The 25759-nt window shown below is 71.5% G+C and carries 24 protein-coding genes and 4 tRNA genes; 6 read left to right on the top strand and 22 right to left on the bottom strand.

The genetic code is table 11. The features are described from left to right. The first annotated feature begins 329 nt into the window (after positions 1-329). Positions 330-1586, top strand: a complete 1257-nt coding sequence (locus NMQ01_RS02690) for a phosphatidylserine/phosphatidylglycerophosphate/cardiolipin synthase family protein (protein WP_255185345.1) — start codon at positions 330-332, stop codon at positions 1584-1586. A 128-nt stretch (positions 1587-1714) separates the two neighbouring features. On the opposite strand, the gene rplL is transcribed toward NMQ01_RS02690, so the two are convergent. The 7 genes from rplL to NMQ01_RS02655 all read right to left on the bottom strand — a co-directional run bounded on the left by rplL (position 1715) and on the right by NMQ01_RS02655 (position 5796). Further along, on the bottom strand, positions 1715-2107 hold the full coding sequence (gene rplL, locus NMQ01_RS02685) for a 50S ribosomal protein L7/L12 (RefSeq protein ID WP_007929164.1): 393 nt from the start codon (positions 2105-2107) through the stop codon (positions 1715-1717). Between the two features lie 73 nt (positions 2108-2180). Continuing rightward, entirely contained in the window at positions 2181-2801 is a 621-nt protein-coding gene (rplJ, locus tag NMQ01_RS02680; RefSeq protein WP_255185344.1) for a 50S ribosomal protein L10, read from the bottom strand. A 333-nt stretch (positions 2802-3134) separates the two neighbouring features. After that, positions 3135-3878 carry a 50S ribosomal protein L1 gene (rplA, locus tag NMQ01_RS02675; RefSeq protein WP_255185343.1) on the bottom strand — a complete coding sequence of 248 codons (744 nt, stop codon included), beginning with the start codon at positions 3876-3878 and terminating at the stop codon, positions 3135-3137. A gap of 65 nt (positions 3879-3943) precedes the next feature. Next, positions 3944-4378: a 50S ribosomal protein L11 gene (gene rplK, locus NMQ01_RS02670; protein ID WP_255185342.1), complete on the bottom strand. Its 435-nt coding sequence runs from the start codon at positions 4376-4378 to the stop codon at positions 3944-3946. Positions 4379-4465: 87 nt separating this feature from the next. Continuing rightward, on the bottom strand, positions 4466-5338 hold the full coding sequence (gene nusG, locus NMQ01_RS02665; RefSeq protein WP_255185341.1) for a transcription termination/antitermination protein NusG: 873 nt from the start codon (positions 5336-5338) through the stop codon (positions 4466-4468). Positions 5339-5408: 70 nt separating this feature from the next. Next, positions 5409-5666 (bottom strand): preprotein translocase subunit SecE, encoded by a 258-nt coding sequence (gene secE / locus NMQ01_RS02660; RefSeq protein WP_255185340.1) that lies wholly within the window; start codon positions 5664-5666, stop codon positions 5409-5411. A gap of 57 nt (positions 5667-5723) precedes the next feature. Further along, positions 5724-5796, bottom strand: a tRNA-Trp gene (locus tag NMQ01_RS02655). A gap of 185 nt (positions 5797-5981) precedes the next feature. Between NMQ01_RS02655 and NMQ01_RS02650 the strand changes: the two genes are divergently transcribed. From NMQ01_RS02650 to NMQ01_RS02635, 4 genes are all read left to right on the top strand, one after another. Continuing rightward, positions 5982-7253 (top strand): aminotransferase class I/II-fold pyridoxal phosphate-dependent enzyme, encoded by a 1272-nt coding sequence (locus NMQ01_RS02650; RefSeq protein ID WP_255185339.1) that lies wholly within the window; start codon positions 5982-5984, stop codon positions 7251-7253. 2 nt (positions 7254-7255) lie between these two features. After that, complete coding sequence (locus NMQ01_RS02645) at positions 7256-7759, top strand: DUF5709 domain-containing protein (RefSeq protein WP_255185338.1); 504 nt, start codon at positions 7256-7258, stop codon at positions 7757-7759. 17 nt (positions 7760-7776) lie between these two features. After that, on the top strand, positions 7777-8817 hold the full coding sequence (locus tag NMQ01_RS02640; protein WP_255186307.1) for an adenosine deaminase: 1041 nt from the start codon (positions 7777-7779) through the stop codon (positions 8815-8817). 131 nt (positions 8818-8948) lie between these two features. Beyond that, a complete protein-coding gene (locus NMQ01_RS02635; protein ID WP_255185337.1) occupies positions 8949-10442 on the top strand; it encodes a S8 family serine peptidase in 1494 nt (497 codons plus the stop codon). Between the two features lie 198 nt (positions 10443-10640). Here the strand turns inward: NMQ01_RS02635 and NMQ01_RS02630 are convergent, their stop codons facing one another. The 8 genes from NMQ01_RS02630 to NMQ01_RS02595 form a co-directional block, all read right to left on the bottom strand. Then, a complete protein-coding gene (locus NMQ01_RS02630; RefSeq protein WP_255185336.1) occupies positions 10641-11717 on the bottom strand; it encodes a UDP-N-acetylmuramate dehydrogenase in 1077 nt (358 codons plus the stop codon). Continuing rightward, the gene (locus NMQ01_RS02625) at positions 11717-12142 is read right to left on the bottom strand and encodes a MaoC family dehydratase (protein WP_255185335.1); all 426 of its coding nucleotides are present in this window, start codon (positions 12140-12142) and stop codon (positions 11717-11719) included. The genes NMQ01_RS02630 and NMQ01_RS02625 overlap by 1 nt, the downstream gene beginning before the upstream one ends. Positions 12143-12144: 2 nt before the next feature. After that, the gene (locus NMQ01_RS02620; protein WP_255185334.1) at positions 12145-12591 is read right to left on the bottom strand and encodes a MaoC family dehydratase N-terminal domain-containing protein; all 447 of its coding nucleotides are present in this window, start codon (positions 12589-12591) and stop codon (positions 12145-12147) included. 98 nt (positions 12592-12689) lie between these two features. Continuing rightward, positions 12690-12860 carry a 50S ribosomal protein L33 gene (rpmG, locus tag NMQ01_RS02615; protein WP_084450001.1) on the bottom strand — a complete coding sequence of 57 codons (171 nt, stop codon included), beginning with the start codon at positions 12858-12860 and terminating at the stop codon, positions 12690-12692. 172 nt (positions 12861-13032) lie between these two features. Beyond that, positions 13033-13106: transfer RNA gene (locus NMQ01_RS02610), tRNA-Met, on the bottom strand. Between the two features lie 39 nt (positions 13107-13145). Next, a tRNA-Thr gene (locus NMQ01_RS02605) sits at positions 13146-13218 on the bottom strand. Between the two features lie 83 nt (positions 13219-13301). After that, positions 13302-13733 (bottom strand): thioesterase family protein, encoded by a 432-nt coding sequence (locus tag NMQ01_RS02600; protein WP_255185333.1) that lies wholly within the window; start codon positions 13731-13733, stop codon positions 13302-13304. A 98-nt stretch (positions 13734-13831) separates the two neighbouring features. Next, positions 13832-13917: transfer RNA gene (locus NMQ01_RS02595), tRNA-Tyr, on the bottom strand. A gap of 68 nt (positions 13918-13985) precedes the next feature. On the opposite strand from NMQ01_RS02595, the gene NMQ01_RS02590 reads away from it, so the two are divergent. Beyond that, positions 13986-14480: a YajQ family cyclic di-GMP-binding protein gene (locus NMQ01_RS02590; RefSeq protein ID WP_255185332.1), complete on the top strand. Its 495-nt coding sequence runs from the start codon at positions 13986-13988 to the stop codon at positions 14478-14480. Positions 14481-14565: 85 nt separating this feature from the next. On the opposite strand, the gene NMQ01_RS02585 is transcribed toward NMQ01_RS02590, so the two are convergent. From NMQ01_RS02585 to NMQ01_RS02555, 7 genes are all read right to left on the bottom strand, one after another. Continuing rightward, positions 14566-15915, bottom strand: coding sequence for an MFS transporter (locus tag NMQ01_RS02585; protein WP_255185331.1), 1350 nt, complete (start codon positions 15913-15915; stop codon positions 14566-14568). A 137-nt stretch (positions 15916-16052) separates the two neighbouring features. Next, positions 16053-17723 (bottom strand): AMP-binding protein, encoded by a 1671-nt coding sequence (locus NMQ01_RS02580; protein WP_255185330.1) that lies wholly within the window; start codon positions 17721-17723, stop codon positions 16053-16055. A 15-nt stretch (positions 17724-17738) separates the two neighbouring features. Then, complete coding sequence (locus tag NMQ01_RS02575) at positions 17739-20966, bottom strand: carboxyl transferase domain-containing protein (RefSeq protein ID WP_255185329.1); 3228 nt, start codon at positions 20964-20966, stop codon at positions 17739-17741. 34 nt (positions 20967-21000) lie between these two features. Then, on the bottom strand, positions 21001-22197 hold the full coding sequence (locus NMQ01_RS02570) for an acetyl-CoA C-acyltransferase (RefSeq protein WP_255185328.1): 1197 nt from the start codon (positions 22195-22197) through the stop codon (positions 21001-21003). Positions 22198-22276: 79 nt separating this feature from the next. After that, positions 22277-23383 (bottom strand): acyl-CoA dehydrogenase family protein, encoded by a 1107-nt coding sequence (locus NMQ01_RS02565; RefSeq protein WP_255185327.1) that lies wholly within the window; start codon positions 23381-23383, stop codon positions 22277-22279. Beyond that, positions 23380-24549, bottom strand: coding sequence for an acyl-CoA dehydrogenase family protein (locus tag NMQ01_RS02560; RefSeq protein WP_255185326.1), 1170 nt, complete (start codon positions 24547-24549; stop codon positions 23380-23382). Before NMQ01_RS02560 ends, NMQ01_RS02565 begins: the two co-directional genes overlap by 4 nt. Beyond that, positions 24542-25759 carry an acyl-CoA dehydrogenase family protein gene (locus NMQ01_RS02555; RefSeq protein WP_255185325.1) on the bottom strand — a complete coding sequence of 406 codons (1218 nt, stop codon included), beginning with the start codon at positions 25757-25759 and terminating at the stop codon, positions 24542-24544. Before NMQ01_RS02555 ends, NMQ01_RS02560 begins: the two co-directional genes overlap by 8 nt.

Here is a 25759-nt window from a genome sequence, read left to right as displayed (position 1 = left end):
ACCAGGTCCGGACCATCACCTGACGGGGGGCTCGACACACCTCGGAGAAGAGGGGATTGGAGCGATCCGACCGGGCGACGACAGGAACAAGGCAGCGCAAAGCGACAGCGTAATGCACAAACACACAAGTGTCCAACCCGGTCGAGCCGACGGCTCGACGGTGGTCCACGGCCCGCCTCCCGCAGAAGCGGTGGGGCCGGATCAATCGACGCCATGAGGATGGACGACACGGCAGCCGACGTCAAGGCTGTCTCCCGGCGGGTCGCGAAGGGGGGCCGGCGCACGAGGGGCGGGGACCCCCCTTCGCCCGGTCCCCCTAGGGTGGGGCCATGGACCTGCGCAAGATCCGCCGCCGACGCCGGCGGCTCGAGGTGCAGCGCACCGTGCGCCGCGCCGCCGGAGCCGCGCTCGCCACCCAGCTCCTCACTGCCGCAGGGCTGCTCGTCTTCGACAGCCAGCGACGCAAGGACCGCCCGGACAAGGAGTTCCCCCACCGTCACGGCGGACCGGTGCCCGTCCCCGGCGGCGACGTGCGCATCTACACCTTCGGCGAGAACCTCTTCGAGGACATGCTCGCGGACATCGAGGCGGCCACCGAACGGATCTACCTCGAGACCTACATCTGGAAGGGCGACGCGACCGGTGAGCGCTTCCGCAAGGCCCTCACCGACGCGCACGCGCGCGGCGTGCAGATCTACGTCGTCTACGACACCTTCGCCAACCTCGTGGTCCCCCGCGACTTCTTCCGGCAGCTGCCCGAGGGCATCCACGTCAACCGCCACCCGCTCGTCACCGGCGGGGTGGCCTTCCTCAGCCCGCGACACTGGGGGCGCAACCACCGCAAGCTGCTCGTCGTCGACGACACCGCCGCCTACCTCGGCGGCTACAACATCGGCCAGGACTACGCCAACCGCTGGCGCGACACCCACGCCCGCTACTCCGGGGAGATGGTCGTCGAGCTCGAGAACGCCTTCGTCGACTACTGGAACCTCTACGGCGGGCGCCCGGAGCTGCCCCAGCCGCGCCGGCGCACGTGGAGCCGGGACATGCGCGTGCACCGCAACATGCCCGCCGACATGGTCTACCCGATCCGCAACATGTACCTCGAGGCGATCGACCGGGCCAGCACGCGCGTCTGGCTGACGACGGCCTATCTCATCCCCGACGACGCCTTCGTCCGCAGCCTCGTCAACGCCGCCGGCCGCGGGGTCGACGTGCGCGTCATCGTCCCCCACTTCAGCAACCACATCGTCGCCGACTGGCTCAGCCGTGCCCTCTACGAGCGGCTGCTGCGCGGCGGCGTGCGGCTGCTGCGCTTCGAAAATGCCATGGTGCACGCCAAGACCGCGACGATCGACGGCCTGTGGTCGACGATCGGCACCGCCAACATCGACCGGCTGAGCCTCGCCGGCAACTACGAGATGAACATGGAGATCCTCGACGCGGACGTCGCCGCCCGGATGGAGGAGATCTTCGCCCTCGACTCCGGCAACTGCACCGAGCTGACCCTCGACGAGTGGACCCGGCGCCCGCTGATCAGCCGGGTCACCGAGGGCATCCTCTCCCCCTGGCGCCCGCTGCTCTGACCCTTCGAGACGGTCGCTGAGCGACCTCCTCAGGGACCGAAGACCGGAGCGCACGACGAAGGGCGGGTCGCACCAGATGGTGCGACCCGCCCTTCGGCAGATCAGTGCTCGTCAGTGACGAGCCGAGATCACTTGAGCTCGACGGTGGCGCCGGCGCCCTCGAGGGCCTCCTTGGCCTTCTCCGCGGCGTCCTTGTCGACCTTCTCGAGGACGGGCTTGGGGGCGCCGTCGACGAGGTCCTTGGCCTCCTTGAGGCCGAGGCTCGTGAGCGCGCGGACCTCCTTGATGACCTGGATCTTCTTGTCGCCGGCCGCGGCGAGGATGACGTCGAACTCGTCCTGCTCGGCGGCGGCGTCGCCACCGGCGTCGCCACCGGCGGCCGGGGCGGCACCCGCGACGGCAACCGGGGCCGCGGCGGTGACCTCGAAGGTCTCCTCGAACTGCTTCACGAACTCGGAGAGCTCGATGAGGGTCATCTCCTTGAAGGCCTCAAGGAGCTCGTCGGTGCTGAGCTTCGCCATGATGGGCGTCCTTTCTCGAAAAAACGTGTGTGCCGAAAGTGGCGGGGTCGTGCAGTGGCCGGAGGCGGGTGCCTCAGGCCTCGTCGCCACCCTCGGGGGTGGTCTCGGTGGAGGCGTCGGCCTCGGCGGCCGGCTCCTCGGTCTCCGCAGCGGGGGCGTCGGTCGCGACCGGGCCCTGCTCCTCGACCTTCGCGCGCAGCGCGTCGACGACGCGAGCCGTCTGCGCGAGCGGCGCGTTGAAGAGGTACGCGGCCTGGGTGAGCTGGGCCTTCATGGCGCCAGCCAGCTTGCCCAGGAGAACCTCGCGGGACTCGAGCTTCGCGAGCTTGTCGATCTCCTCCGGCGTGAGCGGGTTCCCGTCGAGGATTCCGCCCTTGATCACCAGGAGGGGGTTGTCCTTGGCGAAGTCACGCAGACCCTTGGCAGCCTCGACGGGGTCGCCCTCGACAAAGGCGATCGCGTTGGGGCCGACGAGCTGGCCCTCGAAGGCGGACTCGATGCCCGCCTCCTTGGCAGCGCGCTCGGTCAGCGTGTTCTTCACCACGGAGTAGGTGGCGTTGCCACGGAGCTTGCTGCGCAGCTCGCCGAGCTGCGCCACGGTCAGACCGCGGTACTCCGTGATCACGGCCGCGCTGGAGCTGCGGAACTTCTCCGCGAGCTCGGCGATGGCGGCGTCCTTCTGGGGGTTCGCCATGCGGGCCTCCCTTCTCGTGTGGTGCCACCGGGGCCCGGAACGAGAAAAGGAGCCCCGGCGCAGGCACGGGACTCCGGCACGCACGTCACGAGGACGGGTGCGAATCAGGTGGCCTGCGCGGGTCGCCCGCTCTCGCGGAACCTTCAGTCACGATCACGTGGATCACGACAACCGGCGGTCAGTGGTCGTGGACAACGGTACGGCAGGTGGGCCCGGTGTCCAAATCGCGGCAGGCGGGCCGGCCCCATCGCCTCTGCCTCACCCTGCCGCGGCATGACGAAGGGGGGCGCCTCCCTCGCGGGACGCGCCCCCCTTCGTGGCTGCAGCCTCGGATCACTCCGCGGCGGGAACCTCGTCGGCGGCCACCGGGGTGGACTCCTCCAGGAGGTTCTTGACCCGCGAGCTGTCGAGCTGGATGCCGGGGCCCATGGTCGTGCTCAGCACGGCCTTGGTGATGTAGCGACCCTTGGAGGCAGACGGCTTGAGACGCAGGATCTCGTCGAGCGCGGTCTGGTAGTTCTCCACGAGCGCCTTCTCGTCGAAGCTCGCCTTGCCGATGATGAAGTGCAAGTTGGCGTGCTTGTCGTTGCGGAACTCGATCTTGCCGCCCTTGATGTCGGCGACGGCCTTGGCCGTGTCCATCGTGACGGTGCCCGTCTTGGGGTTGGGCATGAGGCCACGGGGACCGAGGACCTTGCCGAGACGACCGACCTTGCCCATGAGGTCCGGGGTGGCGACGACGGCGTCGAAGTCCATCCAGCCGCCCTGGACCTTCTCGAGCATGTCGTCGGACCCGACGAAGTCGGCGCCGGCCTCACGGGCGGCGTCGGCCTTGTCGCCGTTGGCGAAGACGAGGACGCGGGCGGTCTTGCCCGTGCCGTGCGGGAGGTTGACCGTGCCGCGGACCATCTGGTCGGCCTTGCGGGGGTCGATGCCGAGTCGGAAGACGACCTCGACGGTCTCGTCGTAGGACTTCTTCGCGCCCTCCTTGGCGAGGCGGACGGCCTCGAGGGGGGCGTAGGCGAGGTCGCGGTCGATCTTGTCGGCTGCGGCGCGGTAGCTCTTGCTGCGCTTCATGCGTGCTCCTTGGTGGTGGTGGAGGTGTGGTGCGGGCCAGCGCGTGGCCCTCCCACGGGTCGGGCTCAGATACCCGGGGTCTCGATGCCCATCTGGCGGGCGGTGCCGGCGATGATCTTCATCGCGGCGTCGATGTCGTTGGCGTTGAGGTCGGGCATCTTGGTCTGCGCGATCTCACGCACCTGGTCGGGGGTGAGGGAGCCGACCTTGACCTTGTGCGGCTCGCCCGAGGCCTTCTTCAGGCCAGCAGCCTTCTTGATCAGCTCGGCGGCCGGCGGGGTCTTCGTGATGAAGGTGAAGGAGCGGTCTTCGTAGACCGTGATCTCGACCGGCACGACGTTGCCGCGCATGTCCGCCGTGGCGTCGTTGTACGCCTTGACGAACTCCATGATGTTGACGCCGTGCTGACCCAGCGCCGGACCGACCGGCGGGGCGGGGGTGGCGGCACCAGCCTGGATCTGCAGCTTGATGTAGCCGGAGACCTTCTTCTTGGGGGGCATGCGGTGTTCCTACTTCCTGTGTTGTGGGCCCACGCCGTGGGCGATGACCCGGTTGCAGATGTGCCGCCGGTCGGCGGCACTGGACCATCAGATCTTCGCGACCTGGTGGAAGCCGAGCTCGACCGGGGTCTCCCGGCCGAAGATGGAGACGAGGACCTTGAGCTTCTGGCTCTCGGGGAGGATCTCGGAGATCGTCGCCGGCATGGTCTCGAAGGGGCCGTCCATGACGGTGACCGACTCGCCGATCTCGAAGTCGACGTCGACCGCGGTGGCCGGCGCGACGCCGTCCTGGGCCGGGGCCGCACCCGCGGCGGCCGGGGCGGCGGGCTTCTCGAGGTCGGCCGGCTTGATCATCGTGAAGACCTCGTCGAGGCTCAGCGGCACCGGGTCGTGCGCGTTGCCGACGAAGCCGGTGACGCCCGGGGTGTGCCGCACGGCGCCCCACGACTCGTCCGTCAGGTCCATGCGGACGAGGACGTAGCCGGGCATGCGCGGCTGCTTGCGCACCTTCTTCTGGCCGGACTTGATCTCGGTGACCTCGTCGATCGTGACGGCCACCTCGAAGATGTAGTCCTCCATGTCGAGGTTGGCGACACGCGTCTCGAGGTTGTGCTTCACGCGGTTCTCGTAGCCCGCGTAGGTGTGGATGACGTACCAGTCGCCGAACTTGCCGGCGAGGTCGTCCTTGAAGGCCTGGACCGGGTCGGCGCTGTCCTCGGGCAGGACGTCGCCGTCCTCGTCGGCGGCGGCCGCGGTCGGCTCGTCGGCGACCTGCTCGTCGTCGGCCTGCTCGGCAGCGGCCTCCTCGAGGGCCTCGTCGGCGGCGCGGGCGTCGTCCGCGTCCTGGGCCGAAGGGAGGTCCGCCGGCGGCTGCGCAGCGTGCTCGGCCTGCTCGGCGGCGATGACGCTCGAGGTGCCCTCGGTGTCCTGGGACTCGGGGGTCGGGGCCTGCTCGGACATGACCTGTTTCCTCATTTCGACTTCGTACGACGGCGCGGGAGCGCCCGGGATGCGGATCGGTGCGGCGGCGTCAGCCGCCGAACACCCAGAGCACAACCCGGGTGAAGACCGCGTCCAGTCCCGAGACGACGAGCATCATCACGGTGACGAAGACGATCACCACGAGCGTGTAGTTGATCAGCTCGGACCGAGTCGGCCGGACGACCTTGCGGAGCTCGTCGAGCACCTGGGCAAGGAAGAGGCCGATGGACCCGAAGAAGCGAGAGATCGGGTTGCCACCCTTCGGCTCGCGCCGCGCCTTGGTCGGCTGCGCTCCGAGCTGGCTCACGTCGTCTCATCTCCGTCGAGGGGTCTCACCTGGCTGCGCAACGGGTGTCGTGCAACGCAGGGCAGGAGGGACTCGAACCCCCAACCGCCGGTTTTGGAGACCGGTGCTCTACCAATTGAGCCACTGCCCTTCGGGAGGTCGCGTTGGGGGCGATCTCCCGCGGTCGTCCCGGTCCGTCGTCACCGATGTGCGGGCACGCCGGAGAGTCTGGTCCAAGTCAACCGAGGCATCACTGTACGTCACGCAGGCACTGCACCGCGAACCCGCACGAGGTGGAAGACTGTCCGCGTGACTTCGACGCCCGACGCTCGCCCCATGTCCGATCTCTCCGCCGAGGAGCTGCGCACCCTCGCGCAGACCCAGCGGGAGGCCCACGCGGCCCAGGCCGCGAAGGGCGCCAAGCTGGACGTCACCCGCGGCAAGCCGAGCTCCGCACAGCTCGACCTCGCCGACCCGATGCTCTCCCTCCCTTCGGCCACGACGGACCGCGCCGGGACCGACGTGCGCAACTACGGCGGCCTCTCCGGCCTCACCGAGCTGCGCGAGATCTTCGCCGAGCTCCTCTGGGTCGAGCCGGAGCAGATCGTCGCCGGGGGCAACTCCTCGCTGACGATGATGCGCGACGTCCTCGTCGACCTGCTGCTCTTCGGTGCCATCGACTCCCCCCGCCCGTGGGCGAAGGAGGACAAGGTCACCTTCATCTGCCCGGTCCCGGGCTACGACCGCCACTTCGCCCTGCTCGCGGACCTGGGCATCGAGATGGTGACCGTGCCGATGACGGACGACGGGCCGGATGTCGAGGAGGTCGCCCGCATCGCCGGCTCCGACCCCTCGGTCAAGGGCATGTGGATCGTGCCGACCTATGCCAACCCGACCGGCTCGATCGTCACCCACGAGGTCGCCAGCCGTCTGGCCGGCATGGAGACGGCCGCCCCCGACTTCAAGATCTTCTGGGACAACGCCTACGCGGTGCACCACCTCACCGAGGACGAGGCCAAGAGCGCCGACATCATCACGCTGTGCTCGGGCGCCGGCCACCCGCACCGCACCGTCATGTTCGCCTCGACCTCGAAGATCACCTGGGCGGGCGCGGGCGTGGCCTTCCTCGCCTCGTCCGTGGAGCAGGTCGCCTGGTACCTCGAGCACCTCGGCAAGGGGTCGATCGGGCCCGACAAGGTCAACCAGCTGCGCCACGTCGAGTTCTTCGGCGACGCCGAGGGCGTGCGGGCGCACATGCGCAAGCACGCGGAGATCATCGCGCCGAAGTTCGCCGAGGTCGACCGCGTCCTCACCGAGCGGCTCGGCGGCCTCGGGGTAGCCACGTGGAACCGCCCGACCGGTGGCTACTTCGTCAACCTCGACGTCCTGCCCGGCACCGCCTCGCGCGTCGTCGCCCTCGCCAAGGAGGCCGGCCTCTCGCTCACGCCGGCCGGCGCCTCCTTCCCCCACGGCGACGACCCGCAGGACACCAACATCCGCCTCGCCCCGACGATGCCGCCCATGGCGGAGCTCACCGAGGCGATGGAGACGGTCGCGACCTGCGTCCTGATCGCGGCCGCGGAGCAGCTGGAGACCACCAAGGAGTGATGATGAGCGAGCGCGAGGACCTCGACACCGACCTCACGAGCTACAGCCTCGACGACGAGGACCAGCTGCAGCCCGGCGACAGCCTCATGGGCACGGGGGCGGAGGGCGAGGACGTGCTCGACGCGGGGTACTCCCCGCCCGACTCCCCCCGCGGGTCCTACGCGCACGGGGTGACCGCTGCGGAGCAGGCCGTCGGCGAGACGATCGACGAGCGGCTCAAGCAGGAGGAGCCCGACACCACGTGGTCCGAGGAGGACCCCTCGCGACGCGGCGACGGTCGGGTGGGCGGCGACGACCCCGACGCCATCGCCGCCGAGGACGACTGGATCGGCGACTCCGAGGTCGGCGACGCTCGCGCCGGACGCCTCGTCAGCCCCGACGAGGGCAGCCACGAGGACCACGACGACCAGGCCTGGTGTCGCGACGTCGGCGTCGACGGCGGCGCCGCCTCGGCCGAGGAGGCGGCGGTGCACATCATCGACGGCCGCGACGAGGAGCGGGACTGAGCGCCCCGGCACGGGACCTGCGGGCCCTGCCCAAGGCGCACCTCCACCTGCACTTCACCGGGTCGATGCGCGTCGAGTCGGTCCGGGACCTCGCCTCGGCCCACGGGCTGCGGCTGCCCGACTCCCTCCGCTCGGCCTATCCCCCGCGGCTGTCCGCGGCCGACGAGCGCGGCTGGTTCCGCTTCCAGCGGCTCTACGACGCCGCGCGGCACTGCGTGCACGGCGAGGCCGACATGCGGCGCATCGTGCGCGAGGCCGCCCTCGACGACGGCGCCGAGGGGTCGCGCTGGCTCGAGATCCAGGTCGACCCGACGTCCTACGCCGGACCGGTCGGCGGGATCACGCCCGCGATGGAGATCGTGCTCGACGAGGCCCGGTCGGTGAACGCCACCGCCGATGCGACCGGCTCGGCCCGGGTCGGGGTCGTCATGGCCGCCAGCCGGATCCGGCACCCGCTCGAGGCACGCACGCTCGCCCGCCTCGCGGCCCGGCTCGCCGACCGCGGGCCCGAGGGGGTCCTCGGCTTCGGGCTGTCCAACGACGAACGCCGCGGGTCGACGCCGGACTTCGCCCCGGCCTTCCGCATCGCCGAGCGGGCCGGGTTGGCCCTCGTGCCCCACGCCGGCGAGCTGCTCGGGCCGCAGGCCGTCGCCGAGACGCTCGAGACCCTGCGACCGCAGCGGTTGGGCCACGGCGTCCGCAGCGTCGAGGACCCACGCGTCCTCGACCTCGTCGTCGAGCGCGGCGTGGCGCTCGAGGTGTGCCCGGGGTCCAATGTCTCGCTCGGCGTCTACCGCGAGGCGCCCGACGTGCCCCTGCGCACGCTGCTCGACGCCGGGGCCACGGTCGCGCTCGGCGCCGACGACCCGCTGCTCTTCGACTCGCGGCTGCTCGCGCAGTACGAGACCGCCCGCACGGTCCACGGCCTCACCGACCCCGAGCTCGCCGAGCTCGCCCGCGGCTCCTTCCGCGCCAGCCGCGCTCCGGAGGAGGTCGTCGCCACCGCCCTGGCGGACATCGACGCCTGGCTGGAGACACCCCCTTCGTCCGCGGCGTAGCCGTCTCTCCCGGAGCGCGAACGCGGCCGAAGATCCTGCGGCTCTCATCCCGCACGGCGTGACATCTTCTGCCAAGATCGCAGTGCCGCGGCTCGATCCCCGGCCCGCGGTCACCAAGGGAGGAAATGCACATGGCTTCACGCATGCGACCGCGCGGCGCGCGCCTGGCGGCTGCTGCCGCCGTCATCGGGCTCGGCGTCATCGGCGCCCAGTCCGCCACGGGCGCGACCCAGGACGAGCCGACCTCGACCCCGGTCCCGATCTCGACCCCGGACGGTCAGATCTCCAGCTACGTCATCAACACCAAGCTCGTCACCCCGGGCCAGGTCCGCAAGGTCGAGTCGGCCGTGACCGCCGCCGGTGGCGTCGTCGTCCAGTCGTGGCCGCAGATCGGCGTCGTCGTCGCCCACTCGACGAAGGCCGACTTCCGCACCGCCGTCGTCGCGGCCTCCGGCAATGCCATCGAGTCGGTCGGCCCGACCCGCTCCGTCGCCGTCAGCGAGGGCACCCCAGCCGGCGCGCAGGCCCCGTGGGGCCCCGGCACCGGGCAGCAGAAGAAGGCCCTGACGAAGAAGGGCGACGTCTCCGAGGGCACCGCCGCCACCTCCACCGACCCGCGCGAGGGCGAGCAGTGGGACATGGCGATGATCAAGGTGCCGCAGGCGCACGCGATCACGACCGGCTCCCCCGACGTCCTCGTCGGCGTCCTCGACTCGGGCATCGACCCCGACCACCCGGACCTGGCCAACCAGATCGACCGCGCCAACTCCGTCGGCTGCACCGACGCCGGCCGCCCGGCCACCGGTGAGTCCGCCTGGGCCCCGACGACGAGCGACCACGGCACCCACGTCGCCGGCACCATCGGCGCCGAGCGCAACGGTGTCGGCATCGTCGGCATCGCGCCGGGCGCGAAGATGGCCTCGGTCAAGGTCGTCAACGACGACGGGTTCATCTACCCCGAGTACGCGGTCTGCGGCTTCATGGAGGCCGGGCTCAAGGGCATGGACGTCACCAACAACAGCTACTACGTCGACCCCTTCGAGTTCTGGTGCGGTGACCAGCCCGAGCAGGCCCCGGCCATGGAGGCCGTGCGTCGCGCGGTCGACTGGTCGACGAAGCGCGGCACCGTCCACGCGGCGGCCGCGGGCAACAGCTCCTACGACCTGTCGAACAAGACGACCAACGACTCGAGCCCCAACGACGGCACCTCCGTCGAGCGCACGATCAACAGCTCGTGCAAGGACATCCCGACCGAGCTCGACGGCGTCGTCACCGTCTCCTCGCTCGACCGGGCGGGCACGCTGTCGTCCTTCTCCAACCGCGGTCTCGGCTCGATCGACGTCTCGGCCCCGGGCCGCTCGATCCTGTCGACGATCGTCAAGGACAACGGCTGGGGCCTCAAGAGCGGCACCTCGATGGCCTCGCCGCACGTCGCCGGCGTCCTCGCCCTCATGAAGTCGGCGCACCCGACGTGGGGCCCGCAGAAGATGATCACCGAGCTGCGGGCGCAGGCCACCGACACCCCGTGCTCGACCACGACCGCCGGCGCCCCCTGCGTCGGCACCCCGGAGGAGAACTCCTTCTACGGCGACGGCATCGTCGATGCCTACGCGGCGGTGCGCTGACCCGCACGCCCACGCAGAACGCAGGGCCCCCGGCCATTCGGCCGGGGGCCCTGCGTTCTGCCGGGTCTGAACTCTGCACAACCCTGGGGTCTTGCAGAGTTGCCGGGCCCGGACCGCGCAAAACCCTAGGGTTGTGCAGAGTTGCCGGGCCTGGACCGTGCACGACCCTAGGGTCGTGCAGAGTTGGCGCCGGGCGGCCTAGAGGGCGTGCCCGACGAAGACGGGCTCGTTGACGAGCGTCACCCCGAAGGCCTCGCGCACGCCATCGCGCACCTCACGAGCAAGGGCGGCGACGTCGGCCGCCGTCGCGTCGCCACGGTTGGTGATCGCCAGGGTGTGCTTCGTCGACAGCGCAGCGGGGCCGGGCATGCGGTGCCCCTTGCCGAAGCCCGCCTTGTCGATGAGCCAGGCCGCGCTCGTCTTGACCCGCCCCTCCCCCGCGGGGAAGACCGGCGGGACCGGCCCGTCAGGACCGAGCCGGGCGGCCGCGCGCTCGACGAGCTCGTCCATCTGCTCCGTCGGCAGGATCGGGTTGGTGAAGAAGGAGCCACAGCTCCACGTGTCGTGGTCGGGCTCGTCGAGCACCATGCCGCGGATGCCTCGCTGGGCGAGCACCGCCGCCCGGGCATCGGCCAGCGGGACCCGGGCGCCCTGCTCGACACCGAGCTCGCGGGCGAGGTCGGCGTAGGCGACCGGCGCGGACAGCCCGTCGTCGCCGAGGCGGAAGGTCACCTCGAGCACGACGTAGCGGCCGGTCTCCTTGAAGACCGAGTGCCGGTAGGTGAAGGCGCAGGCGGCGTTGTCGAAGGTGACCTGCGCCCCCTGCCGCCGGTCCCACGCGAGGACCCGCACGATGGTCTGGGCGACCTCCTGGCCGTAGGCGCCGACATTCTGCACCGGGGTCGCCCCGGCGAGGCCGGGGATGCCGGACAGGGCCTCGATGCCGGACCAGCCCTCGGCGACGGCGCGGGCGACGACCTCGTCCCACACCTCACCGGCGGCGACGGTGACCTCGACGGTCCCGGCCTGCGACGACGGGGCGACGTCCACCCCCTTCGTCATGATCCGCACGACGGTGCCGCGGAAGCCGTCGTCCGCGATGACGAGGTTGGACCCACCCGACAGCAGGAGAAGGGGGGTGCCCGCGTCATCCGCGGCGCGCACCGCCTCGACGACCTCGCTCGTCGTCGTCGCGGTGACGAGCGTGTCGGCCGGGCCACCGACACGCATGGTCGTCAGCGGCGCCAGCGCGGCGCCGTGCTCCGTGCCGCCCATCAGTCGAGCTGGACGGTCGCCCGGCAGCGGCCGAGGACCTTGTCGTCGCCGCAGGTCACGGTGAGCTCGACGGTGACCTGCCGGGTCTGCGCGTCGAGCGACCGCACCGCGCCGGACACCTCGATGGCCGCGCCCCCGTCGTGGGGGACGACGACCGGCTTGGTGAAGCGGGTGCCGTAGTCGACGACGCGGCCGGCGTCGCCGACCCAGTCGGTGACGACCTGGACCGCGGCACCCATGGTCCACATGCCGTGCGCGATGACGTCGGGCAGGCCGACGGCCTGCGCGGTGCGCTCGTCCCAGTGGATGACGTTGCGGTCGCCGGAGGCTCCGGCGTAGTGCACGAGGGTGGCCCTCGTGACCGGGATGGTGCGGCTGGGGAGGGCCTCGCCCTCGCTCACCTGCGAGAACTCGCGCACGGCCATGGTCACTCTCCTCCTCGCACGACGATCGTCGACAGGCTCGTCGCGACCGGCTCGTCGTGGGCGTCGATGATCTCGCTGCGCATCGTCACCATCTGGTGGCCGCCGGCGGCGCGGATCGCGTCGATGTGCAGCACGCCGCGCAGCTCGTCGCCCGCGACGATCGGTCGGTGGTGGGTGAAGCGTTGCTCGCCGTGGACGACGCGCGTGTAGTCGACGCCGGCCTCGGGGTCGACGACGAACTGGCGGTCGGTGCGCTGCCCGGGGATGACGGCGAAGGTCGGCGGGGCGACGAGGTCGGCGTAACCGGCGGCCCGCGCGGCCTCGACATCGGTGTGGATCGGGTCGGTCGCACCGACGGCCGCGGCGAAGTCGCGGATGTGCTCACGCCCCACGTCGAAGGGGGGTGTGGGCTCGTAGCTGCGCCCCTGGAAGTCCTCGTTCACGGCCATGCGGTCAGTCTAGGCGGGCACCTCGTGCACGACGACGCGGCCGCTCGAGCAGGTGCTCGGGCGGCCGCGTCGGGAAGCGTGCAGGTGCTGCTGGGACCTCAGCGGGTCTCGCGGTGCGCGGTGTGCTTGCGGCACCGCGGGCAGAACTTCGCCAGCTCCATGCGGTCGGGGTTGTTGCGGCGGTTCTTCTTGGTGATGTAGTTCCGCTCCTTGCACTCCGTGCACGCCATGGTGATCTTGGGGCGGACGTCGGCGCTCTTCGTGGCCACGGTAAGAACCTGCTCTCAGACACTTCGGGTGGTACTCGCCTGGCGCCGGTCTGCGCTGGGCGGGAGGTGTGTGGTGCGTTGCCACCTCGGGGGCACAACACAACGACGCACAAGAATAGTCCACGGGGCGGCCCCACCGGAAATCGGTGGTGGTCGCACCCGTGGCACTGCGTAGCGGGAGCGGGACTCGATCCCGCGACCTCACGATTATGAGTCGTGCGCTCTAACCAGCTGAGCTACCCCGCCGTGGCGGTCGACCTGCGCGCGCGGCGCGGGCCGAACCCGAGCCCCCTGTCGGAATCGAACCGACGACCTTTTCCTTACCATGGAAACGCTCTGCCGACTGAGCTAAGGGGGCAGGTCCTCCGGCTCTCGGGGAGATCCGGTGGACAACCTCGGGAGAGATTACACGCCAGATGGCGTGGTCATGAAATCGAGGGCTCACCCGCCGGCGACGAGGGCCTCCAGAGCGGGCCTCAGCCCGGCCGGGACCGGCACCGGACGCCGCGTCTGACGGTCGACGAAGACGTGCGCGGAGGTCGCGATGGCGACGGCCTCGCCGTCGCTCGCCCGCAGGAGCGCGCACTCCCAGCGCACGCTCGTGCGGCCCACGGCGAGGCTGCGCAGCCCGATCTCGAAGACGTCGGGGTAGGAGATCTCGGCGAGGTAGCGGCAGCCGGTCTCGGGGATGAGGTTGATCGTGTCGCCACCGGCGGCGACGTCGAAGCCGTGCGCCTTGAGCCAGTTGTTGATCGTCGTGTCCATGACGGAGTAGTGCACGGCGTTGTTGACGTGGCCGAACTGGTCGTTGTCGCTCCAGCGCGTGGGCATCGTCGTCCAGTGGCCGTAGCTCGAGCGGTCGAAGGGGGTCACCCGGCCCATCCTGCCCGACCGGCTCCGCGCGGTGGCCGGGTGCCCGGGCACGAGCAAGGCCCCCGGGACGCGGACGTCCCGAGGGCCTCGTGCACTGCTGGTGGCAGGTGAAGGATTCGAACCTTCGTAGGGATAACCCGACGGATTTACAGTCCGTTTCCATTGGCCGCTCGGACAACCTGCCGTGTGCGTCTGAGAGGATAGCAAGCCGAACGCCCAACAGCAGAATCCACCCCGAGGAGCGCCCCGGACATGGCCAGCAGCAGCTTCGACATCGTCAGCAAGGTCGACCGCCAGGAGGTCGACAACGCGCTCAACCAGGCGGCCAAGGAGGTCGCGCAGCGATACGACTTCAAGGGCGTCGGCGCCTCGATCGAGTGGAGCGGCGAGAGCATCGTCATCAAGGCCAACACCGCCGAGCGGGTGCTCGCCGTCCTCGACGTCTTCGAGTCCAAGCTCGTGCGCCGCGGCGTCTCGCTGAAGAACATCGACTTCGGCGACAAGGAGCCCAAGCCCTCCGGCAAGGAGTACGTCCTGTCGGGCCCGACCAAGGAGGGCATCGACCAGGACAACGCGAAGAAGATCTCCAAGATCATCCGCGACGAGGGCCCGAAGGGCGTCAAGCCGCAGATCCAGGGCGACGAGCTGCGCGTCACCGGCAAGTCCCGCGACGAGCTGCAGGAGGTCATCTCGCTGCTCAAGGGCAAGGACCTCGACGTGGCGCTGCAGTTCACCAACTACCGCTGACCCTCCCTTCACCCCCGGCACGCCGGGCAGCACGAGACGACCGGCCGCGACCCTCGGGTCACGGCCGGTCGTCTCGTCCGCAGGGTCAGACCGCCACGGGGGCGACGTCGTCCGCGGGGTCGCCGACGGGGTTGTCGGCGTCGTGCCGGCGCAGCAGGCGAGCGAGCAGCGGCACGCAGAGCAGTCCCAGGCAGGTGGCCGCGATGAGCACCCACAGACCCGACGAGGGCGCGCCCGTCGCCTGCTCCGCGAGACCGAAGGCATAGGGCCCGACGAAGCCACCGGTGAGGCCGATGGTGTTGACGAAGGCGAGGCCGGCGGCCGCACCCACTCCCCCGAGCCGGGCCATGAGCACCGACCAGTAGAGCGGCTGGACGCCGACGATGAAGAGCATCGTCGCGCTGAGGATGATCATCCGGGCGACCGGCTGCTCGACGGCGACGAAGCACAGCGCGAGGACGATCGCGGCTGCGGTCGTGATGCCGATGAGCCGCACCTCGCTGCCGGGGTTGCGCCGCAGGACACGGGGCACGACGAGCACACCGATGACCGCCCCGATGCCGACGACACCGGAGATCAGCCCGATGAGGAAGCTGTCGGTGACGTTCATCGCCTGGACGATCGAGGGCACGAAGAAGATGACGCCGTAGGTGGCGATCTGGTTCATGAAGTAGATCGCCGCGACGGTCAGCAGGAAGGGCGTGGACATCGCCTGGCGGACGATCGCCCCGGGGCTGCCGACCGGCTCCTCCGCACCGACCGCGCGCCGGGTCAGCTCGGCGGCCTCGTCGGGCGTCAGCCAGCTCGCCCTGGCCGGCGCGTTGGGCAGAACGAAGAAGATGATGACGCCGAGGAGCACCGTCGGGATGCCCTCGAGGACGAAGAGCCACTGCCAGCCGTGCAGGCCGCCGACGCCGTCCATCTTCATCAGCGCACCGCCGATCGGGTTGGCCACGATGAAGGCGACGGACGAGGCGGTGAGGATGAGCCCGACGGCGGTGGCGCGGTCCTTCTGCGCGAACCACGTCGTGATGAGATACATGATCCCGGGATAGAGGCCCGCCTCCGCGGCACCGAGCAGCAGGCGCAGCACGTAGAAGATCGTGGGGCTGGAGATGAACATCATCGCCATCGTGATCAGGCCCCACGTCACCGCGATCCGGCTGATCCAGACCTTCGCGCCGATGCGGTGGAGGATCAGGTTGCTCGGCACCTCGAGGACCGCATAGGTGATGAAGAACAGGCCCGCCCCGAGCCCGTAGGCGGCGGCGTCGATGCCGGCGTCGACCTCGAGCGCGGACTTCGCCAGGCCCACGTTGGTCCGGTCGACGAAGGCCATGAAGTAGGCCGCCATGAGCAGCGGGACCAGACGCACGAAGGCCTTGCGCGTCGCCGAGGAGTGGAGCGCGTCCGACGTCGTTGTCGGTGTCGTCATGTGATCTCCCAAGATCTGAGGATTGAATCCACATTCATATTGAATGTGGATTCAAGTTGTGTCAAGGGTCACGTCAGCGTGCGGACGCCCGCGAGCGGGGCGGGCAGGGCCACGGCGGAGCCGGCGGACGAAGGGGGTCACCCCCGGGCGGCGAGCACCTCACCGGCGCGGTCGAGCAGCTCGCCCTTGCGGATCTTGCCGGTGTCGGTGAGCGGGAAGGCACCGAGCACCTCGACGAGCGGCACCTTGTAGACCGCCATCTGCTCGCGGGCCCAGACCTCGAGCGCCGGTGCGTCGACCGCGGCGCCGTCGCGCAGCGTGGCGAAGGCGACCGGCCGCTGCCCGGTGCCCCCGTCGCTCGCGGGCACGACGGCGACGGTGTCGACGTCGGGGTGACCGGCGAGCATCATCTCGACCTCGGCCGGGAAGACGCTCATGCCGTTGACCTTGATCATGTCCTTGGCCCGCGCCAGGTAGTGCAGGCAGCCGTCCTCGTCGAGGTGTCCGGTGTCGCCGGTGTGCAGCCAGCCGTCGCGCAGCTGGCTCGCCGTCGCCTCGGGGTTGCGCCAGTAGCCGGTCGTGATCGAGGGGCTGCGCAGGATGATCTCGCCGGGCTCGCCCTGGGGCATCGGCTCCGCGGTCACCGGGTCGACGACGAGCACGTCGGTGCCGGGCACCGGCAGTCCGCAGAAGACGGGCGTGGTCGTCAGGTCGTGGTCGTCGTCGGCGAAGCCGTAGGGCACGACGTCGACCGTGTGGCTCTCGGTGAGCCCGTAGGAGCCCTCGCGCAGCACCGAGTGCTCCCCCACGACCTGCGCCCACCGACGGCGCACCTCCGGCGTCAGCTTGCGGATGAAGGACATCGCCATCGGCCCGGTGAAGCTCGACAGGTCGCGCTCGGCGATGTCGGGCAGCTCGAGGATCTCGAGATAGCTCTCGACGGTCGCGGCGGTCATCGTCACGCCGTGGCGCTCGACGAGGTCGACGACGGTCGCGGCATCCCACCGGGGCAGCAGCACGCTCGTGCCACCCATGACGAGCGGGATGAGGATGCCCAGGTCCTCGCCGGCGATCCAGAAGACGGGCACGAAGCACAGCGAGACGACCTCGCGACCCAGGCCGTTGGCCCCCGCACCGCTCACCGCCGTGTAGACCATGTGACGCTGCGAGTGCTCGCAGCCCTTGGGCAGGCCGGTCGTGCCCCCGGTGTAGTTGAGCGCCGCGAGCGCGTCGAGGTCGCGCTCCGGCTCGACGAGCGGGTCCGCGGTGAGCGCCTCGTCCCACGGGACGATCTCGACCCCCTCCCGGCGAAGGGAGGAGACCTCACCTCCCACGACGACGACCGTCTCCACTCCGGCCTCTGCGGCTGCCGGCAGCAGGCGCTCGACGAGCGCGGCGTGGGTGACGACGACGCGGGCACCGCTGTCGGAGAGCTCGTGGACGAGCTCGGCCCGCTGGAACATCGGGTTGACCGGCACGTGGACGCAGCCGGCGCGCAGGGTGCCGAGCATGGCGACGACGAACTCGTGCGCATTGCCCAGGTGCACGCCGACGCGGTCACCGGGGTCCACCCTCCTCGCGCGCAGCCACCCGGCCCACCGGGAGTGCCGACCGGCGAGGTCGGCGTAGGTGAGCGTCTCGTCGCCGACGACGACCGCCGGGTGCTCGGGCTGGCGGTCGGCCCACGCGTCCACGTACTCGGGCACGGTCATCTCGCCGAGCGGGTGGACGACCTCGCGGGGCGTGTCGGCGGGGCGCACCCGCTCCTGCCGGGCGCGCACGTCGGCGAGGTGCTGCGTGTAGTCCATCGGGCACTCCTTGGGTCACCAGGTGTCGACGTACCTCCGGGGCACGTCCTCGGGGACGGCCGAGCCCATGGCGGTGACGATCCACCGCCGGGTCTCGACCGGGTCGATGACGTCGTCGAGCTCGACGACGGCCGCGGCGTTGACCGCCCGCCCGCGCTCGTACATCTGCGCGAGCAGCTCGGCCTCGAGCTCGGCCCGCTCCGCCGGGTCGGCGACGGCCTCGAGCTCGCGGCGGAAGCCCAGGCGCACGGCGCCCTCGAGCCCCATGCCGCCGACCTCGCCGGTCGGCCACGCGAGGGTCGCCGCGGGTCGGTGGAATCCGCCGGCGGCCATCGCCTGCGCCCCGAGGCCGTAGGCCTTGCGCAGGACGACGGTGACGACCGGCACCCGCAGGTGCGAGCCGATGACGAAGAGCCGCGAGAAGTGGCGCACCGTCGCCGTGCGCTCGTGCTCGGGGCCGACCATGAAGCCCGGGGTGTCGCAGAGCGAGACGACGGGCAGGCCGTGCGCGTCGCACAGCTGGAGGAAGCGCGCGAGCTTGTCGGCCGCCGGGGTGTCGATGGCGCCGCCGAGGTGACGCGGGTTGTTGGCGACGAGGCCCATCGGCCGCCCTTCGACCCGCACGAGGGCGGTGATGACGCCGGGCGCGAAGCCGGCCCGCAGCTCGAGGACGGAGCCCTCGTCGGCGAGGGTGTCGATGGCGACGTGCACGTCGTAGGCGCGCACCCGGCTCTCCGGCACGACGTGCCGCAGCCGCCTCTGGTCGGGTGCGCTCCACTGCTCGTGGGAGCCCTGGAAGTAGCCGAGGTAGCGCTGCGCGACGGCGACCGCCTCGGCCTCGTCGTCGACGACCACGTCGACGACGCCGTTGCTGCCCTGCACGCCGATCGGGCCGACCTCCTCGGGCGCGAAGACACCGAGGCCACCGCCCTCGATCATCGCCGGGCCGCCCATGCCAATCGTCGAGTCACGGGTGGCGATGATGACGTCGCAGCAGCCGAGCAGCGCGGCATTGCCGGCGAAGCAGCGCCCGGCCGCGATGCCCACGGTCGGCACGAGCCCGCTCAGGCGACCCATCGTCGCGAAGGTCGGCACGTCGAGCCCGCTCGCCACCGTCGTGTCGGTGTCGCCGGGGCGGCCGCCGCCCCCTTCGGCGAAGAGGACCACGGGCAGCCGCTGCTGCTCGGCGATCTCGAGCAGCCGGTCGGTCTTCTTGTGGTTGAGGTAGCCCTGCGTGCCAGCGAGGACCGTGTAGTCGTAGGCGAGGACCGCGGTGCGGGTGCCGGTCGCACCGGGGCTCGTCGTCACGTGCCCGATGCCGGTGACGATGCCGTCGGCCGGGGTGCTCGCGACGAGGTCCTCCTCGCTGCGTCGGGCGCGCTGGGCCGCGACGGCGAGCCCGCCGTACTCGACGAAGCTGCCCTCGTCGACGAGGTCGGCGACGTTTTCACGAGCGGTCCGCTGGCCGCGGGCGTGCCGCTTGGCGATCGCATCGGGGCGGGCAGCGTCGAGGCGTCGCTCCTGCCGCTCGCGCAGGCGGGTGAGGTCGGCGCGCTCCGCGTCGAGGTCGGGACCGTCGTCGACGCTCGCGGTCTCCTCCCCCACCGACGAAGGGAGCAGCCGCACCAGGAGGTCTCCGGCAGCCGCGGTGGCCCCGGGCCGTGCCGCCACCGCCGTGACCGTGCCGGAGGCGGGCGCGGTGACGACGTGCTCCATCTTCATCGCCTCGACGACGAGCAGGGGCGCGCCGAGCGCGACCTCGTCACCCGCGGCGACGAGCACGTCGACGACCGCTCCGGTCATCTCGGCGCGCACCTCACCGACCGGGCCGGCCTCGCCGCTCGCGGTCTGCGCGAGCCCGGCCTCCCCGATCCAGCGGGTGGTCACCCGCCAGTCGGCGACGTCGTCGTGCGCGAGCAGCTCGCGCAGCAGGGGCAGGTTGGTCTCGACACCGTCGATCGAGCACTCGAGCGCGGCCCGGAGCGCCTTGTCGAGCGCGCCGGAGACACCGGAACTCTGCAAGACCCTAGGGTCCTGCAGAGTTCCGGTGCCGTGGCTGTGGGTGACGACCTTGGCGACGAGGGAGTCGAAGCTCCCGTCGATGCGGGTGCCCTCGACGAGGTGGGTGTCGACCCGCACGCCCGGGCCGCTCGGCCAGGCGAGGCCGGTGGCGACGCCGTGGGCGGGCAGCGCCTCACCACCGGAGCCGACCCGCTCGGCCGCCACGCGCAGCTCGACCGCGCTCCCCCGCACCTCCGGGGGTCGGTCGAGACCGATCTCGGCGAGGGTGCGGCCCGCGGCGAGCGCGAGCTGGGTGAGCACGAGGTCGACGCCGGTCACCATCTCGGTCACCGGGTGCTCGACCTGCAGGCGCGGGTTGACCTCGATGAACCACCAGCGGGTCGGGTCGTCGGCGTCGAGGAGGAACTCGACCGTCGCCAGCCCGCGGTAGCCGCGCCCGGCGAGCAGCCGCACGGCCGACTCGTGCAGGGCGGCGCGCACGTCGTCGGGCAGGCCGGGTGCGGGAGCGACCTCGACGACCTTCTGGAAGCGCCGCTGGAGGGTGCAGTCACGCTCGCCGAGGTGGGTGATTCCCCCTTCGCCGTCGGCCGCGACCTGCACCTCGACGTGCCGCGCCCGCTCGACGTAGAGCTCGGCGAAGAGGTCACCGGAGCCGAAGCTGCGCTCGGCCTCCGAGCGGGCCCGCTCCCAGGCGGGGGCGACCGGCTCGCCCGCCGGGACGGCCCGCATGCCGCGTCCACCACCGCCGGAAGCGGCCTTGATCATCACCCCGCCCGGCAGCTGCGCGCGGGCGAAGTCCTCGACCTCGGCCGCGCTCGCCCCGACCGCCGTCGCCGGCAGGACCGGGACCCCGGCCTCCTGTGCGGCCGCACGGGCTCGGCCCTTGTCGCCGAAGAGCTCGAGCAGGTCGGCCTCGGGGCCGACGAAGGTCACGCCCGCCGCGGCGCAGGCGCGCGCCAGCTCCGGCGACTCGCTGAGGAACCCGTAGCCGGGGTGGAGCAGGGTGCATCCGTGCTCCCGGGCCCCGGCCGCGAGGGCCGCGGCGTCGAGATAGGCCGCCGGGCCCTCGCCGGGGAGCACGTGGACGCCGCTCGCCAGACGCGCGGCGAGGCCGTCGGCCTCGGCCCGCGTCACCGCGACGACCGCCTCCAGCCCGGCTTCCCGGGCCGCCCGCACGATGCGGACGGCGATCTCACCACGGTTGGCGACGAAGACGCCCACGGTCTCTCCCTTCGGCTCGGACACTCTCTTCGGCTCAGAAGATCTCGAAGAGCCCGGCCGCACCCATGCCGCCGCCGACGCACATCGTCACGACGCCGTAGCGAGCCCCGCGGCGCTTGCCCTCGATGAGGACGTGGCCGGCCATGCGGGCGCCGGACATGCCGTAGGGGTGACCGATGGAGATCGCACCGCCGTTGACGTTGTACTTCTCCGGGTCGATCCCGAGGGTGTCGCGGCAGTAGAGCGCCTGGACCGCGAAGGCCTCGTTGAGCTCCCACAGGCCGATGTCGTCGACGGTCAGGCCGTGCTGCTTGAGCAGCTTCGGCACGGCGAAGACCGGGCCGATGCCCATCTCGTCCGGCTCGCAGCCGGCGACGGCCATCCCGCGGAAGGCGCCGAGCGGGGTCAGGCCACGGCGGGAGGCCTCCTCGGCCTCCATGACGACGGACGCCGAGGCGCCGTCGGAGAGCTGCGAGGCATTGCCGGCGGTGATCGAGAAGCCCTCGGTGCCGTCCTTGGCCAGGACCGGGTTGAGCTTGCTCAGGTCCGCGAGCTGCGTGCCGGGGCGGTTGCCCTCGTCCTTGGCGAGGGTCACCTGCTGGGAGCCGACCTCGCCGGTCGCCTTGTCCTTGGTGAGCATCGTCGACGGCAGCGGCACGATCTCGTCGTCGAGGGCTCCGGCCTCCTGCGCGGCGGCGGTGCGTCGCTGCGACTCGAGGGCGTACTCGTCCTGCGCCTCGCGGCTGATGCCGTAGCGCTGCGCGACGACCTCGGCGGTCTCGAGCATCGACATGTAGGTCGCGGGCACGTGCTCGACGAGCCACGGGTCCTGGGCGCGATAGGTGTTCATATGCTCGTTCTGCACGAGCGAGATCGAGTCGACGCCACCACCGACGGCGATCTGCTGACCGTCGACGATGACCTGCTTGGCGGCGGTCGCGATGGCCATGAGACCGCTGGCGCACTGGCGGTCGACGGACATGCCGGCGACGGTGACGGGCAGGCCGGCCCGCAGCGCGGCCTGGCGGCCGATGTTCATCGCGGTCGAGCCCTGCTGGAGGGCGGCGCCGATGACGACGTCCTCGATCTGCTCGCCCTCGACGCCGGCGCGCTCGACGGCGTGCCGCACGGCGTGGCCGATGAGCTCCTGGGCCTGGGTGTCGTTGAAGGCGCCGCGGTAGGCGCGGCCGATCGGGGTGCGGGCGGTGGAGACGATGACGGCTTCGCGCATGGTCACTCCTGGTGTGGTCGAAGGGGGGATGGGGCCAGTCTGTCGTGGTGGCGGACGGGCAGGTCAGGCGACGGGGAGGTCAGGCGACGGGCAGGTCGACGAGCGTGGCCAGATCGGCACGGTGCCGGTCGGGGGTGCCCAGGGCCAGCTGGTCGGACTTCGCCCGCTTGAGGCGGGTGTGCACGGAGTGCTCCCACGTCATGCCGATGCCGCCGTGCAGCTGCAGCGCCTCCTCCGCGGCGCGGACCGCGGCGTCGGAGCAGAAGGCCTGCGCCGTGGCCGTGGCGATCTCTCCCTGCACGGTGTCCTGTGGTGCGGCGGAGGAGCCTCGAAGGGCGGCGCCGTCGGCGAGCACGCCGGCGGCCTGGCGGGCCGCGGCCTGGGTGTTGACGAGCAGCAGGTAGAGGTCGGCGAGGCGGTGCTTGATCGCCTGGAAGGAGCCGATCGGGCGGGCGAACTGCACCCGTGTCTTCGCGTAGTCCACGGTCGTCTCGAGGCACCACTGGGCGAGCCCGAGCTGCTCGGAGGCGAGCAGGGCGGCACCCGCGGCCAGCGCGGCGTCGACGGCCGCCACGGCGGCCTCGCCCGAGGCGACCTCGGTGCCGGTGCCGGTGACCGTCACCCGGGCGAGCGGGCGGGTCATGTCGAGCGAGGTGATCGGCTCGAGGTCGACCTCCTCCCGCCCCAGGGCACGAAGGGAGGTCCCGCCCCCTTCGCCGGTGACCGGCACGAGGAAGAGGTCGGCGTCGAGGGCACCGGCGACCGGCGCCACCACCCCGTCGACCGGCGACCACGCGCCACGGCTCGCGGTCCACGGCAGGACAAGGGCGGCGGTGCGCTCACCGGACGCGAGTGCCGGCAGGTGCGCCTCGTCGCCGGCGGCGAGCAGGGCGCTCGTCGCGACGACCGCGCTGGTGAGGAAGGGCACCGGCGCGACGGCGCGGCCGAGCTCCTCGAGGACGACGGCTGCCTCGCGGGCACCGGCACCGGCGCCGCCGAGGGACTCGGGCACGAGCAGTCCGGCGAGGCCGAGCTGCTCGGCCAGGGCGCGCCAGATGCCGCTGACGTCGGTGTCCGGCTCGTCGTAGAGCCGGGCCGCCAAGCCGTCGTCGAGGACGCGCTGGAGGGTCGAGCGCACGCTGCCGCGCAGCGACTCCTCGACATCGGAGTAGAGCAGGTCGGTCATCGCGGCACGTCCTTGAAGGCGACGCCCTTGTCGGGGCGGTGGTCTGGGGGCAGGCCGAGCACCCGCTCGGCGATGACATTGCGCATGATCTCGCTCGTCCCGCCCTCGATGGAGTTGCCCTTGGCGCGCAGGTAGCGGAAGCCGGGGCCGTGGCCGAGGAAGGAGCCACCCCGGGGGCGGACCATGGTCCAGTCGTGGTACTCGAGCCCCTCCTCGGGGGCGAGCTCGAGGGCGAAGCCGCTCACCTGCTGCGCCTGCTGGGCGAAGGCGAGCTTCATCGCCGAGCTCTCCGGGCCGGGCTGCCCGGCCTCGAGGCCCTGCCGCAGCCGCTCACCGGCGAGCCGGGTCACCTCGGTCTCGACCCACCACTGCATGAGCTCGGCGTGGTGGCCCGGGGTGCGCACCGACGGGTCGCTGCGCCAGCGCTCGGTGACCAGCCCGATCTGGCCGGCCTCGCGCTCGCTGCCGGCGCCGATGGCGACGCGCTCGTTGTTGAGCGTCGTCGTCGCGACCCGCCAGCCCTCGCCGACCTTGCCGACCCGCTCGCGGTCGTGGACGCGGACACCGGTGAGGAAGACCTCGTTGAACTCCGCCTCGCCGGTGATCTGGCGCAGCGGGCGCACCTCGACGCCGGGGTCGGTCATGTCGACGAGGAAGTAGGTCATCCCGGCGTGCTTGGGCACCGAGGTGTCCGTGCGGGCCAGGAGGATCGCGAAGTCGGCGTTGTGCGCACCGGAGGTCCACACCTTCTGCCCGTCGACGACCCACTCGTCACCGTCGGGCACCGCGCGCGTGGCGACCCCGGCGAGGTCGGAGCCGGCGCCCGGCTCGCTGAAGAGCTGGCACCAGATCTCGGTGCACGCGAAGAGCGGGCGCAGGTAGCGCTCCTGCATCTGCGGCGTGCCGAAGGCGAGGATCGTCGGGGCGGCCATGCCCAGGCCGATGCTGTTGCGGGCGACGTCGGGCCGGGGTGCGCCCGCCGCCTCGAGCAGGGCGTCGACCTCGAGCTGGCGGCCACGGGGCAGGCCGAGCCCGCCGCGCCCCTCGGGGAAGTGCACCCACGCCAGCCCGGCGTCGAACTGCGCACCGAGAAATTCTGGAGGAGGCGTCTTCTTGGGGTCGTGGCTCGCGAGGAGCTCCTCGACCCGCTGCTGCAGATCAGGCACGGCTGGTCATCCTCCGGATCTCGTGACGGGCGAGGGCATTCTTGTGCACCTCGTCGGGGCCGTCGGCGAAGCGCAGCGTGCGCACCTGCGCATACCACTCGGCGACGGGGAAGTCCTGGCTCAGGCCGCCGGCACCGTGGACCTGGACCGCCTTGTCGACGATCCACTCGACGGTCGCCGGGGCGGCGATCTTGATCGCCTGGATCTCGGTGTGGGCGCCCTTGTTGCCCACGGTGTCCATGAGCCAGGCGGCCTTGAGGGTGAGCAGCCGCAGCTGCTCGATGCGCACCCGGGACTCGGCGATCCAGTCACGGATGACGCCCTGGTCGGACAGCGGCTTGCCGAAGGCGACCCGGCTCGCGGCCCGCTCGACCATGAGCTCGAGGGAGCGCTCGGCGATGCCGATGAGGCGCATGCAGTGGTGGATGCGGCCGGGGCCGAGGCGGGCCTGGGCGATGGCGAAGCCGGAGCCCTCCTCGCCGATGAGGTTGCTCACCGGCACGCGCACGTCGTGGAAGTCGATCTCGGCGTGGCCGCCGTGGTCGCGGTCGTCGTAGCCGAGGACCTTCATCCCCCGCCGCACCTCGACGCCCGGGGTGTCGCGCGGCACGAGGATCATCGACTGCTGCCGGTGGCGGTCGGCCGACGGGTCGGTCTTGCCCATGAGGATGAAGACCTTGGCGTTGGGGTTCATCGCGCCGGAGATGTACCACTTGCGGCCGGTGATGACGTATTCGTCGCCGTCGCGCACGATCGCGGTCTCGATGTTGGTCGCGTCGGAGCTGGCGACCCGCGGCTCGGTCATGGCGAAGGCCGAGCGGATCTCGCCGGCGAGCAGCGGGGTGAGCCACTGCTCCTGCTGCTCGGGGGTGCCGAACATGTGCAGCACCTCCATGTTGCCGGTGTCGGGCGCCGCGCAGTTCGTCGCCACGGGGGCGATGTGCAGGCTGCGGCCGAGCACCTCGCACAGCGGGGCGTACTGCAGGTTGGTCAGGCCGGCGCCGTCCTCGCCGGGGAGGAAGAGGTTCCACAGCCCCTGGCTGCGGGCGGCCTCCTTGGCCGGCTCGATGATCGGCGGCGGTGCCCACACGTCGGGGGCGGCGTCGAGCTGCTCCTGGTAGGTCGCCTCGATCGGGTAGACGTGCTCGTCCATGAAGGCGGTGAGCTGCTCGCGCAGCTCGAGGGTGCGGGCGTCCAGCGCGAAGTCCAC

Source organism: Janibacter sp. CX7 (assembly GCF_024362365.1).
In the GTDB taxonomy this organism is placed as follows: Bacteria; Actinomycetota; Actinomycetes; order Actinomycetales; family Dermatophilaceae; genus Janibacter.
This window is presented reverse-complemented; position numbering and strand designations above follow the sequence as displayed.

Bases quoted from the DNA above. Each gene is read 5' to 3' on its own strand.
- NMQ01_RS02690 (WP_255185345.1), top strand. From the start codon at position 330: ATGGACCTGCGCAAGATCCGCCGCCGACGCCGGCGGCTCGAGGTGCAG.
- rplL (WP_007929164.1), bottom strand. From the start codon at position 2,107: ATGGCGAAGCTCAGCACCGACGAGCTCCTTGAGGCCTTCAAGGAGATG.
- rplJ (WP_255185344.1), bottom strand. From the start codon at position 2,801: ATGGCGAACCCCCAGAAGGACGCCGCCATCGCCGAGCTCGCGGAGAAG.
- rplA (WP_255185343.1), bottom strand. From the start codon at position 3,878: ATGAAGCGCAGCAAGAGCTACCGCGCCGCAGCCGACAAGATCGACCGC.
- rplK (WP_255185342.1), bottom strand. From the start codon at position 4,378: ATGCCCCCCAAGAAGAAGGTCTCCGGCTACATCAAGCTGCAGATCCAG.
- nusG (WP_255185341.1), bottom strand. From the start codon at position 5,338: ATGTCCGAGCAGGCCCCGACCCCCGAGTCCCAGGACACCGAGGGCACC.
- NMQ01_RS02650 (WP_255185339.1), top strand. From the start codon at position 5,982: ATGTCCGATCTCTCCGCCGAGGAGCTGCGCACCCTCGCGCAGACCCAG.
- NMQ01_RS02645 (WP_255185338.1), top strand. From the start codon at position 7,256: ATGAGCGAGCGCGAGGACCTCGACACCGACCTCACGAGCTACAGCCTC.
- NMQ01_RS02635 (WP_255185337.1), top strand. From the start codon at position 8,949: ATGGCTTCACGCATGCGACCGCGCGGCGCGCGCCTGGCGGCTGCTGCC.
- NMQ01_RS02630 (WP_255185336.1), bottom strand. From the start codon at position 11,717: ATGGGCGGCACGGAGCACGGCGCCGCGCTGGCGCCGCTGACGACCATG.
- NMQ01_RS02625 (WP_255185335.1), bottom strand. From the start codon at position 12,142: ATGGCCGTGCGCGAGTTCTCGCAGGTGAGCGAGGGCGAGGCCCTCCCC.
- NMQ01_RS02620 (WP_255185334.1), bottom strand. From the start codon at position 12,591: ATGGCCGTGAACGAGGACTTCCAGGGGCGCAGCTACGAGCCCACACCC.
- NMQ01_RS02590 (WP_255185332.1), top strand. From the start codon at position 13,986: ATGGCCAGCAGCAGCTTCGACATCGTCAGCAAGGTCGACCGCCAGGAG.
- NMQ01_RS02585 (WP_255185331.1), bottom strand. From the start codon at position 15,915: ATGACGACACCGACAACGACGTCGGACGCGCTCCACTCCTCGGCGACG.
- NMQ01_RS02580 (WP_255185330.1), bottom strand. From the start codon at position 17,723: ATGGACTACACGCAGCACCTCGCCGACGTGCGCGCCCGGCAGGAGCGG.
- NMQ01_RS02570 (WP_255185328.1), bottom strand. From the start codon at position 22,197: ATGCGCGAAGCCGTCATCGTCTCCACCGCCCGCACCCCGATCGGCCGC.
- NMQ01_RS02565 (WP_255185327.1), bottom strand. From the start codon at position 23,383: ATGACCGACCTGCTCTACTCCGATGTCGAGGAGTCGCTGCGCGGCAGC.